Origin of the sequence: Dorea sp. BIOML-A1, from assembly GCF_009875615.1 — a bacterium.
Taxonomy (GTDB): domain Bacteria; phylum Bacillota; class Clostridia; order Lachnospirales; family Lachnospiraceae; genus Dorea_A; species Dorea_A amylophila.
In genome coordinates, this window is the sequence record NZ_WWSA01000022.1 from 39,216 (window position 1) to 49,844 (window position 10,629).

General features: G+C 34.8%; 13 protein-coding genes and 1 pseudogene. 1 reads left to right on the forward strand and 13 read right to left on the reverse strand.

Translation table 11 applies throughout. The features are described 5' to 3' along the window. Positions 1-43: 43 nt before the first annotated feature. The 13 genes and pseudogenes from GT508_RS09660 to GT508_RS09715 form a co-directional block, all read right to left on the reverse strand. Entirely contained in the window at positions 44-703 is a 660-nt protein-coding gene (locus GT508_RS09660; protein ID WP_055284193.1) for a hypothetical protein, read from the reverse strand. A 33-nt stretch (positions 704-736) separates the two neighbouring features. Then, on the reverse strand, positions 737-1,261 hold the full coding sequence (locus GT508_RS09665) for a hypothetical protein (protein ID WP_055284192.1): 525 nt from the start codon (positions 1,259-1,261) through the stop codon (positions 737-739). Between the two features lie 6 nt (positions 1,262-1,267). Continuing rightward, complete coding sequence (locus GT508_RS09670; protein ID WP_055284191.1) at positions 1,268-1,534, reverse strand: ECs_2282 family putative zinc-binding protein; 267 nt, start codon at positions 1,532-1,534, stop codon at positions 1,268-1,270. A gap of 15 nt (positions 1,535-1,549) precedes the next feature. Continuing rightward, entirely contained in the window at positions 1,550-2,254 is a 705-nt protein-coding gene (locus tag GT508_RS09675) for an RloB family protein (RefSeq protein ID WP_055284190.1), read from the reverse strand. After that, the gene (locus GT508_RS09680; RefSeq protein WP_055284189.1) at positions 2,247-3,473 is read right to left on the reverse strand and encodes an AAA family ATPase; all 1,227 of its coding nucleotides are present in this window, start codon (positions 3,471-3,473) and stop codon (positions 2,247-2,249) included. Before GT508_RS09680 ends, GT508_RS09675 begins: the two co-directional genes overlap by 8 nt. Positions 3,474-3,664: 191 nt before the next feature. Beyond that, complete coding sequence (locus GT508_RS14455) at positions 3,665-3,829, reverse strand: hypothetical protein (RefSeq protein ID WP_172677227.1); 165 nt, start codon at positions 3,827-3,829, stop codon at positions 3,665-3,667. 68 nt (positions 3,830-3,897) lie between these two features. Continuing rightward, entirely contained in the window at positions 3,898-4,686 is a 789-nt protein-coding gene (locus GT508_RS09685; RefSeq protein WP_055284188.1) for an ATP-binding protein, read from the reverse strand. After that, a complete protein-coding gene (locus GT508_RS09690; protein ID WP_262568960.1) occupies positions 4,686-5,180 on the reverse strand; it encodes a replication initiator protein A in 495 nt (164 codons plus the stop codon). Before GT508_RS09690 ends, GT508_RS09685 begins: the two co-directional genes overlap by 1 nt. 657 nt (positions 5,181-5,837) lie before the next feature. Beyond that, positions 5,838-7,562, reverse strand: coding sequence for a hypothetical protein (locus tag GT508_RS09695; protein WP_161144122.1), 1,725 nt, complete (start codon positions 7,560-7,562; stop codon positions 5,838-5,840). A gap of 282 nt (positions 7,563-7,844) precedes the next feature. Next, a pseudogene (locus GT508_RS09700) lies at positions 7,845-7,958 on the reverse strand (sporulation transcriptional regulator SpoIIID); the annotation flags it as partial. Positions 7,959-8,062: 104 nt separating this feature from the next. Continuing rightward, entirely contained in the window at positions 8,063-8,398 is a 336-nt protein-coding gene (locus GT508_RS09705; protein ID WP_138376411.1) for a hypothetical protein, read from the reverse strand. Positions 8,399-8,411: 13 nt separating this feature from the next. Then, positions 8,412-8,819, reverse strand: a complete 408-nt coding sequence (locus GT508_RS09710; RefSeq protein ID WP_138376412.1) for a helix-turn-helix domain-containing protein — start codon at positions 8,817-8,819, stop codon at positions 8,412-8,414. Between the two features lie 153 nt (positions 8,820-8,972). Next, on the reverse strand, positions 8,973-9,554 hold the full coding sequence (locus tag GT508_RS09715; protein ID WP_161144123.1) for a manganese efflux pump MntP: 582 nt from the start codon (positions 9,552-9,554) through the stop codon (positions 8,973-8,975). A 355-nt stretch (positions 9,555-9,909) separates the two neighbouring features. Here GT508_RS09715 and GT508_RS09720 point away from each other — a divergent pair, with 355 nt between their 5' ends. Beyond that, the gene (locus GT508_RS09720) at positions 9,910-10,500 is read left to right on the forward strand and encodes a pseudouridine synthase (protein WP_226853323.1); all 591 of its coding nucleotides are present in this window, start codon (positions 9,910-9,912) and stop codon (positions 10,498-10,500) included. The last annotated feature ends 129 nt before the right edge of the window (positions 10,501-10,629 follow it).

Here is a 10,629-nt window from a genome sequence, read left to right on the forward strand (position 1 = left end):
CCTTTCATTAATAAGTGTTCTACTTTCTTCAACACATACTTTATTATTCTTTCCAAATAAATTTCTTGGGCAAGCCATACTTTTCCACTAATTCATCATTTGTAGAAATCATTTTCTCATGAAAATCTTCCATTCCGCTTGCTGCCTCCAATGTTTTCAGTTCGCGCATAGAAGAATTATAAAAAATTGAAGGATTTACTTTTTCTCCTGTCAAATCATATCTAATACACGATGCTAACAAAGGCATTGAATAGAAATAATATTTATACGATTCTAAATCTCCTTTACCATTTTCAAGTTTCATTTGAATACTATTATAGGAATCAAAAAATAGATTTACAAGTTCAGTAGAACCATACGCCGCAATCTTCCCTTTAATGTTCTCTAACTCTTCCGAATGCATTTGCATATAATTAGGATAATTACTATCTATTTTTATAAGTTCATCAGCTTCACCATTAGCATCGGCAACTAAATAGAATACTGCTTTACTTCCATGACTTGATAAAGTCATATATTCACTCATCAAATCATCTGCCAATTCTAACCTATTAGAAAATCGTTGTTCTTTGAGAGTTGAATTAATTTGTGCAAACCCCAAATATACACCAATGACCGTACATATTGCAGTTATAAACATTATAATTAGTTCTATCAGATTTTTTGATTTTTCGATCTTATCTATCACATTCTTTAATTTCACTGTTTTCTCCTTCTGTATTCCCTATTCATATTTTCAACAACTACGCAATTGCTCGTTCAAAAATTCATTTCCCATTTCATCTTCCCATTTCGAAATCACCTTAAACTTAGGAGCTGATTGCATATGTATTACAACACATTCTTCAAAGCTATTTCCTGGTTCAAGATATTCAAATGGCATCTTGTCTTTCATAATAATGACACTATATTCTTTAGGAATAGAAACCTCAACATTATATGCTGTTTCATTACCTGAATTCCACACTTTCAATCTATAACTTCCTTTTGAAATCTTAATAACTCTTGCTTCTATATTAGCTTTTTTCTCCTTATTTTCTTCTGCTTGAATCTTTTCTAATTCACGTTTCTTTAATGCCAATTCATATTCCTTTAATTTTTCTTCCACTTCTGATAACTGAACTTGTACCTTCATCGTATCATTAGAACGTTTCAATGCAATAAGTGAGACAATAAAAGCCGCTATCGGCATAACGTACAATGCTACGCCTTTTACAACTTCTATTACAATATTAAAACAATTCACAATTTCCTCGTTCATCTAAGACTATCTCCATTTCTTTAGTACTTTCGATAATTCTTTTTCAAATTCCTTAACAGCCTCTTTTTTTATATCCTCTATATTAGCCTCTATTACTTCTTGATTTAATTCAATCAACTCAGCTTTCGTGAAAATCTTTCCACAATCCGAACATTGCATCTTTGTTTCATCTGGAGCCTCCTTTAATTCACAGTCAATATCATTTATTATTGAAAATTGATCATTACCGCATACATCACAATATAATTTTACATTTCTACTTAAATCTTTCATTCACACTCTTCCTCTCTAGTCAAAACATTTCTTCTGTTTCCCCGGCAAATACTTCGCCAGTTCCTCCACCAACTCATACACCTTCGTTCCTGGTGCTATCTCCGCAGGTGTTTTCCCTTTTCCATTGTTAATAATCCGTCTTGCATATCGAATTGCCAACTTCGGATTTCCACCATTCATCAGCGTCTCAAATATGTCATCCATATTCTTCTCATACTTCCCAATTCCCAGTTCCTGAAATTTCTCATTCAAAAACTTTTTATACTCAGATCTGTGATTATTTGCCGTATAATATGCAAAATGTAACATGAACCAGAATTCGATACACTCGTTACTCCACGCCGCATGATACTGAATATCCGGATTCTTTTGATTTAATACTTCTGCCCGCTGGACTACTCCATTGACATCACTGGATGGGAAACTGTCTTTATCATAGACACACCATATCTGCCCTTTCGTAATCTTATTCTCACGCACATACTCTTCAGCCTTTCCGATTACCCGCATCGTCTCAGCCTGGCAGCCTTCAATTTCAATCAAAACCATATCTCGATAAATGGGATTATCTTCAATATACCGTTTGAATCCTTGAAAATATTTAGGTTCCGTTGCTTGTCCCTCGCAGAAAATGTAGTAGCGGAATTCTTTCTTCTCCAGATATTCCTGCCGACGTTTCTTCTTCCAGTTGTCTTTCTCTTTTCTGCCTCTTTTAGCCATTCACCGTCCCCCAATCTATAATCTTTCTGAGGTATGGATCTGCACCATATTTCCCTTCCAGATACTGTTTATCGAACTTGGCATCCTTTCGTACAGATTCACCTTTCTTATTTTTAAATTCTACAAGAGAATATAATTTTGAGTTCTGACGGTTTCCTTTTGCTACAAACCAGATTTCATCTCTTCTGAATACTTCACTGTTCATAGTAGACAGATCATGTGATGTAAAAATCAACTGTGCACCCTTTTTATTTTTTTCCATATTACTGAAAGTCATAATAAGGTATTTAAGTAATACCGGATGTATCTTTGCATCCAATTCATCAATCACAAGTGTCGTTCCTCTCAATAAACTTTTTGCAATAAATGGGAGCAATCCAAATAATTTCTTTGTTCCACTGGATTCATCAAATAAATTCAATTCTGCTTCATATTCATCTACTACGTGTTTTGTAAATACTTCGATCCGGTCATTCTCCTTTTCTTCTACACGGAAATCTACAATATCCAAATCCATCTCCTGAATCATCTGAAGCATCAGTCTTTTTACATCCTCTGACTTAGAAACAGCCATTCGTAATTCCTGCATAGGATTTCCATAATTCAGGAAATCAATCTCTTCATCAAACCAGTCAAGCACATCCTGTACCACTTCATTTTTGCTGTAAGTAATTCCAAGATACGATAACAACGGCAATGTATCGGATAATTCATCACTGGTTTTCAATCTTGCAAATGCACCTTTCAAATTAATTTCATCTTCATCTCGTTCAAAAAGTGCTGATTTCCGCCCTGTTTCTAATTTTATACGATCCAACCTTTCGTATTCGATTACTTCTTTTTTTACGGTTAATTCATAGCGATACTCTGCCATTGCCGTTCTAAAAAACAGTTCAAATTCTGTTGGCTCATTTCTTGTTTCTTCATCAAAAGCAAACGGCTCTATCACAAGCTTTTTCATTTTTATTGCAATCTCTTCGTTATTACTTGTAGCATATAATGGTCTCAACACCTTCGTAACCAGACTGTGTAACGCTTCAAGAACATTAGATTTGCCTCCACCATTTGGTCCGTATACAGCAGATACCGGTAAATATAATTCCTCATCTTTATCTTTTATAATTCTGTCTTCATGCTCAGAAATGGCGGCAGCCTGCATGTCAAATGTTACCTCATCCCGTATACTCTTAAAATTTTTCACTGTAAATTGGCATAACATCTTATTTACCTCCATTAGTCCAAACTTCTTGCCTATATCCTTATTATATTCCGTTTTTTTATTTTAGCAATAGTTTTATGAGATGAAATCTCATATTTTATATTATAATTTACATTTCGGCAATTTTCGGCAAAATTATACACCTTAGACTTCATATTAATGACTTTCAATCCATTCCTCATCTATCCGCTTTATCCCAGTTCACATTCATTTACTTCCATCTGCACCATATTCTCCCGCAATATCTTCTCCACCTTCTCAGTATTCGCTTCTATCATCACTTTCAATATGTAATCGGCGGTTACTTCCACCGGATTTGGATTATGAAATCGATAGTTCAGTTTTCTTTTCGCCACGGTGAAGTTTCCACCTCCTCCCTGCTCACTCTTTGTCCATTACTATGAAAATTCCTCCTGAAATAGTCCTAGATTTTCAGAATGTTTTTCATAGTCTGCATATTGTCATTTGCCATGGCTTCTCGTCTGCTGACTCCATCAATTTTTACCGGAATACATCTTTCCAGAATTCTGTCATAAATTCTTTTCTTCTCAATTTTTGTCTCTTGTTTTAATTGTGCTAAAGGAAGATTTGTTGTGATAATCAAAGGTTTCCCCGATCGATATCTCCAATCAATCACACCGAAAATATTTTCTAATGCATACTCACTGCTCCGTTCTACACCAAGATCATCAATAATTAAAAGCTCATATCCATTCAATAATCTGATATATTCTGTCTTGTCTTCAGCTGCAAACAAATCATTTAATATGGTGTTGAAATTTGTCATTTTCACGGTAACTTCTTTTTCCAGCAATGCATTCGCAATACAAGCAGCCAGATAACTTTTTCCTGTTCCAACTGGTCCCCAGAACAAATATCCCATATGGTTTTGCTTCATTTTTTGCCAGTTTGTTACATATTCTTCTGCGATTCTTATAACGCCACTATCTCTTTCTACATTTTGAAATGTAAATCCCTCCATTTCTTTTTCCTCAAAGCAGATTTTCTTATTTCTTGCGATTAGCTCCCGATGCTCTTTTTCTTTATAATATTGTGCCTCTTCTGCATATGCCTTCCTTTCACACGCACACTGCCTGTGATGCTTTCTCATTTCAAGCAAAGAACCTTTTGGATAAAATGCTTCTACGGGTTCTTTACAAACAGTACAATGCATCAATCCATCTGCGCCTAAATATGTTTGTATCTCATACATCACAGGCTTTCTCCCTCCCCACACTCATAATTCATCTTTTGATTCTTTATACTGTAACTACTTACTCCATACTTATTACTTGAGTTATTTTTCTCTATTACTTTATTAGATGCCGTATTTATATCCTTCGTAGAGTTATCATTCTGACCATATGAAAGCTCATTTTTTAACTCTCTATCGGCTTTCTTTATATCTGTCTGTAATTGTACCTTTCCAGAAACCTCTACTTTGTCTGGTATCATTACATACATATGTCTTGGTTTTGAAAATCCACCAAATTTCCGAATTAGCAGTCCTGCATCATCTAGTTCTTTCAAAGCCTTTTTAACAGAAGATTTGCACTTCCCGGTTTTCTGTGATAGTTCTTCAATTGGAAATATTGCATATACTCTTCCATCCTCATCTGTCCAATTATTCTTTCGTGATATTCTCGCCCGGTCATACAACAGCATATAAATAATTCTTGCATTCTGACTTAGCTGTAATTCCAGCAAGAATTTTGGAAATTAATAATACTGCTTCTGCCGCTCCTGCTCATTCATGTACAAATATTTCATTTGTTTCTTCCTCACCTTCTCAATATTTGAGGAAATATATTTTTGAATTTTATATCCACAAAAATTTATCCCTCTATATATACAAAGGGAGAGGGCATAAAATACAGCCCCCTCATCAGAATTTTTTTAATTTTTTCATAATTTCATTACTGTGCATCCCAAAATTCCGCATAATCTTAAAGATAAGCAGAGAACCAGTTAAGGTACTATAAATCCCTAGTGAATCTCGCTCTTTGTTATTTCTTTCTTCTTTTTAATCTGAATTTTTATACAAGAGCAAGATTCACCTGTGTTTAACAAGTTTATTCTTGATGAATATTCTATTTTTATCCTCTTGATTCAATTTCATCTTCATCTAATTAGCTTCCATCAAAGATTTCCGCACCATTTACATGATATTTTCTTTCAAAATATTCAAAAAAGCACCCGGCTTCTGCCAGATGCTCTGTAAAAAATATTCAATTTTTACCTGCTTACATTTTCAATGTAGCCAATATAATATTCCTAATTTCTAAATATTATTTTCAATTATTACGATACGGTATTACCCGGATGGATCTTGCTCTTTATTATTCATGTAGAATTTCTTATATATTAATTACTTTGCAGAATTGACTGATAAATGCTATTATCAATTTCTAGTCTTTCCATTTCTCCAATAGTCTCTTCTCTATTACTTATACGCAATATTTTATCGTTCCACTCTCTAACAACATCTTGAAATAAAAGATATTGAATTGATTTTATAATTTTCGAAGCACTATATATTTTTTTATCCGTCACTAAAACAGCTAAATCTGTTAATTCTGTGTTTCGAACAACTATTTCATTATTTGAATCGATTTTTTGCCATTCAACATATCCTGAAAGTAAAGAAGGCTTCTTTTCTGCAAGAAGTGTATATAAATCTTTATATACATATTTTTGTTCCATATCATACGCAAAATATGGGGTAATTTTTCCATCCACCGGATTAATATATATATGATTATAATAATCAATATCGACAATGCAGCCATGAATACTACCATCTCCACCAATTGATTTAATTACTTTAGAGATATTCAACAATTTATCCATGTAAGAATTCATTATTGTTTTTATATTAGACACATATTTATCGAGATTTTTGTAATAATAATTCAATTCATGATAAAGCTGTTTTGGACTACCTCCATTTAATAGCATCAGTTTATTACTATGATTATAATATACAAACATATGTGCAAAGCCCTTTTTTAATAATACAATTTGCTTTCCATCATTTTTCTTTTTTAATCTAACATTTTTCCCAATATTAAAATCAATATATTGTTCATATGTAATCTTATAAATACCATCAGAATAATTTATAAAGCTATCATATGTACCGTTAATTAAAAAGTATCTCAAATCGTAATCATCACTAGAATATCCAACCTGATTGTCTGCGAAAACTGTTTTATCTGAGGACATATGAAATATATTATGGTGTGTATGCCCACTAAGATAGATGAAATTAGAATTATAGCCCCTTTCACTCCAATTATCCAGCGGACAATGGGTTGCAATAATAACATTATAATTAGATAATGCTTCTAATACTTTTAAATATGCTTTTTCACTTTTTTCTGCTTGTATAATATCTTCCGCAAGCGTAGGAACAGCATCTCTATATAATCCTATATCAGCATTATATATACTACCTTCTGATGTTAAAGTTTTACACTTTCCGGAAAAACCTAGTCCTCCAAATACAATCATTTTTGCTTTTTCTGCATACACTTGTATTTCATCAATTGCTAACTCTGATAATTCATTTTCCGAAATTACATGATGATGACTGAACGAAAGTAATTCTCCATTTCCTGTTCTATCATCATAAAAGAATGCCAATTCATTTTGTAGCATTATCACATCATGTTTTTTACAAATAACTCGATACCTTTTAATTATTTCATCTAAATCAGAAACCGCCATGTCATAAGCCCATATCTCATGATTTCCCAATACAAAAATTATAATACCATCTCTGCGCATTCTAAGCTGTGAAAAAAAATAATCCACATTTTCTGTACAACAATCAATATCTCCCACTATAATCAATGGATTATCCCCAAATGGATCATCTCCGTTCATCTTTTTAATAACATGATTTATATATTCCTTATCAGAAAAATCCTTAAATCCCTTTTTCATTTTCATATCACAATGAATATCACTTATATAAAAAACTTTTCTTCTTCCCTGCATTGTCATATTATTATGTACACAAGGCAAGGAATCAACAACTGGTTCGAGAGCACATATTTCTTCATAAATATTCTCACATTTTCTCAATTAAATGGTCCCCCAATCCTTTCAATATATCTTCCTTTTTATTTTCTTCTGGTATATTTTTAATGTAAATCAATTATCCTAATCAATAATTCCATTTTCATTATCTAAAATATAACACCTATCTATTTCCTTTTCAATCTGCTATCTAACTTCATATAAAAACACTAAAAGCAAGCCCAAACAAATATTTCCACCCAAATATTTCTTCAAACTTGCTTCCTTCTATATCTTATTTGATTGAATATATTATATTTGTATAACGTTCTATTTTATTACTACTATATGTATCGTACTCTTACTAACCCCAAATTCCTTTGCAGTCTGACGCACAGTGGCTTTATGTTCGATGATATAATATGCAATTTCTACTGCCCTCTCCTCAATGTAATCTTTCATAAAAATAACCCCTGCATAAATTGTTTTTTACAATCTATGCAAGGGCATTTTGATGTATGTCTGCATTTTTCTTTTGTACTTTCGGAGTTTCCCTTATATAAGCCTTATAAACCAACTCTTCCCAAACACACCAGCAATCCAATCGCTCCGACAGCCACAAACACTAACCCGATACCGGCTGCCTTTTTCCTTTTCTCCATAACCACTAACTGTCTGCTGTCTATAGAATTCACCGGATAGTTCCTTCGACCTATTAGATATAGTAACAACCCACTCGAATTATTCCCGTTCGCAGCAAGCAGTCCCCATAATTTTGGATGTTTTAATCCACGGGCGGCTGCATCCATCACCGTTAACCGATAGATCTGATATACCGTTTCCATAGCTCCGACAACTGCGGCCGCACCAAATATCACAGCCAATACAATATTTTTGTCCATTATAATTTCTCCCTTAAATACGTCTGATAATCTGATAAAGCAATACTGCTGAGCTCACAATAGCCAGACAAAATACCATAATCAGATAATAGTTCTTATCCGGCAGGAACATACTTAAGGTAATTAACAGAATGACCGTGATAATATTAAGTATGATCGCTCCTATCAATTTTTGATTGCTTTTGACTACATTTGTGCTTTCTTCCAGATGTTCCATCATTCTTTCGTCCCCTTTCAATAAATCATCAAGACTTATGGAATAAAGGCTGCTCAACTCAATGACGCTTATAATATCCGGATAGGATTTTTCATTTTCCCAGTTTGAAATAGTCTGTCTGGACATATTGATCTTTTCTGCAACTGCTTCCTGGGTAAATCCGGATTTCATACGAGCGTCTTTTAGTTTTTTTCCAATTTCCATATCTGTATTTCTCCTTTCGAGAACATCTTTCCACATTGCGTGTCCAATGTCTATCAAACTTCCTTTACATGACCGTTTTTCGCATCAATTTTCGTGTCAAAATTATTTTACACAGCGTATTTACGCAGCCTGCCACCGGAGACAGAAAAAAAGTCACATTCCCCGTCCCCATGACACAATTCCGATTCCTATCAAGATTACGCCGCCCAGAACATCTGCCTTTCCTGACAGCTTTGTTCCCAGAGTCTTACCGAGGCACAACCCTGTCTCACATATCACAAACGTTACCACTGCCACGATCAGTGAACAGACTACAGCCATAACCAAACCATACCCGGCAGTGGTAAATCCTACCGACAACGCATCAATCGATGTTGCAATCCCCTGCATCATAAGCACGGCAAAACTTAATCTTTTCACTTCTTCCTTTTCCTCTTCACTCTGCACAGATTCTTTGATCATGCTTCCTCCGATATACAAAAGCAAAATCAATGCGATCCACGGAATGAACTTCTGAAACTGTCCAAAAACCTGTACGATCGTATGCACACATATCCATCCTATCATAGGCATCAGGAACTGAAAGAATGCATATACTCCCGCAATATAAGCCATTCTTGATTTCTTCATATTTTTTTCATTCATTCCATTTGCCAGCGAGACAGAAAATGCATCCATTGCCAGTCCCACTCCAAGTAAGACACTGTTCATAAAGAATAAAAAATTCCACTCCATTATCATTTCCTCCAAAATTAAGTTCAAACGCATGACAACAAAAAAACCAGATACAGCAGCTGCCTGCCATACCTGGTCTATACTTTCTTTATAGGATAGAGAGAGTCCACGCATAGATATTACAGCTACACATGAGTCTCACAAATTAAAACAAGCCAGATCCATCGATCAGTATGTTGACTTGTTGCGTTATACGCCTGTTACTCCCCCATCGGTCATTTATCATCTAAAAGAAAATATCATAATTAATAAATTTTGTCAATAAGCAATCATTTATTCCTTTTTCTGTGGTATGCTTTACACAGAGATTTTCCCCGGAACAACTCTGAAAAGAACCAATAAAGGAGTCACAACAATGCCTCACTACTACATGTTTCACAAACCTTTCGGCTGTGTCACTGCCAGACGCGATGACCGCTATCCGACGGTTATGGACTATTTTGAAGAATTACATAATGACAGGCTTTCTCCGGTCGGACGCCTTGACCGTGAGACGACCGGACTTCTCCTGATCACGGATGACGGTATCTTCAATCAGAAGCTCACTCATCCTTCCTATCACAAAGAGAAAACTTATGAATTCACCCTTCTCGGCAATCTGACACCGGAACTGGTACACAAGCTGGAAACAGGTGTCATTCTGAAAGGCGCCGATACCCCGACCGTCCCGGCTGAAATTACCGTAACAGGACATGCGGTAATGTCCGATATTCTTTCCACATTACCGGTGGAGATTCAGAAAGATATCCACAAAAACCGTCCTGAACACCCTGTTACCTATGGAATAATTACCATTTCCGAAGGGAAGAAACGTCAGATCCGGCGCATGATGAAATCGGTCCACTGCTGCGTGATTGAATTGAAACGCATTTCCATCGGAAATATTGTACTTGATGAATCACTGCGTCCCGGTGAGTGGAAAGAAATCTTTCCGGATAATGCTTAAGATAAAAAAACTCCCCGTCTATTCTGCCGCACCAGAATGGTGCCATGCCAGAATGATATGCTACCCTCATATAGGACAATGAAATATAAAAGTCCTATATGGGGGTATTTTCATGTTCAGAAAGAGTAA

Bases quoted from the DNA above. Each gene is read 5' to 3' on its own strand.
- GT508_RS09670 (WP_055284191.1), bottom strand. From the start codon at position 1,534: ATGAAAGATTTAAGTAGAAATGTAAAATTATATTGTGATGTATGCGGT.
- GT508_RS09675 (WP_055284190.1), bottom strand. From the start codon at position 2,254: ATGGCTAAAAGAGGCAGAAAAGAGAAAGACAACTGGAAGAAGAAACGT.
- GT508_RS09715 (WP_161144123.1), bottom strand. From the start codon at position 9,554: ATGGAGTGGAATTTTTTATTCTTTATGAACAGTGTCTTACTTGGAGTG.
- GT508_RS09705 (WP_138376411.1), bottom strand. From the start codon at position 8,398: ATGGACAAAAATATTGTATTGGCTGTGATATTTGGTGCGGCCGCAGTT.
- GT508_RS09720 (WP_226853323.1), top strand. From the start codon at position 9,910: ATGCCTCACTACTACATGTTTCACAAACCTTTCGGCTGTGTCACTGCC.
- GT508_RS09665 (WP_055284192.1), bottom strand. From the start codon at position 1,261: ATGAACGAGGAAATTGTGAATTGTTTTAATATTGTAATAGAAGTTGTA.
- GT508_RS09680 (WP_055284189.1), bottom strand. From the start codon at position 3,473: ATGTTATGCCAATTTACAGTGAAAAATTTTAAGAGTATACGGGATGAG.
- GT508_RS09685 (WP_055284188.1), bottom strand. From the start codon at position 4,686: ATGTATGAGATACAAACATATTTAGGCGCAGATGGATTGATGCATTGT.
- GT508_RS09710 (WP_138376412.1), bottom strand. From the start codon at position 8,819: ATGGAAATTGGAAAAAAACTAAAAGACGCTCGTATGAAATCCGGATTT.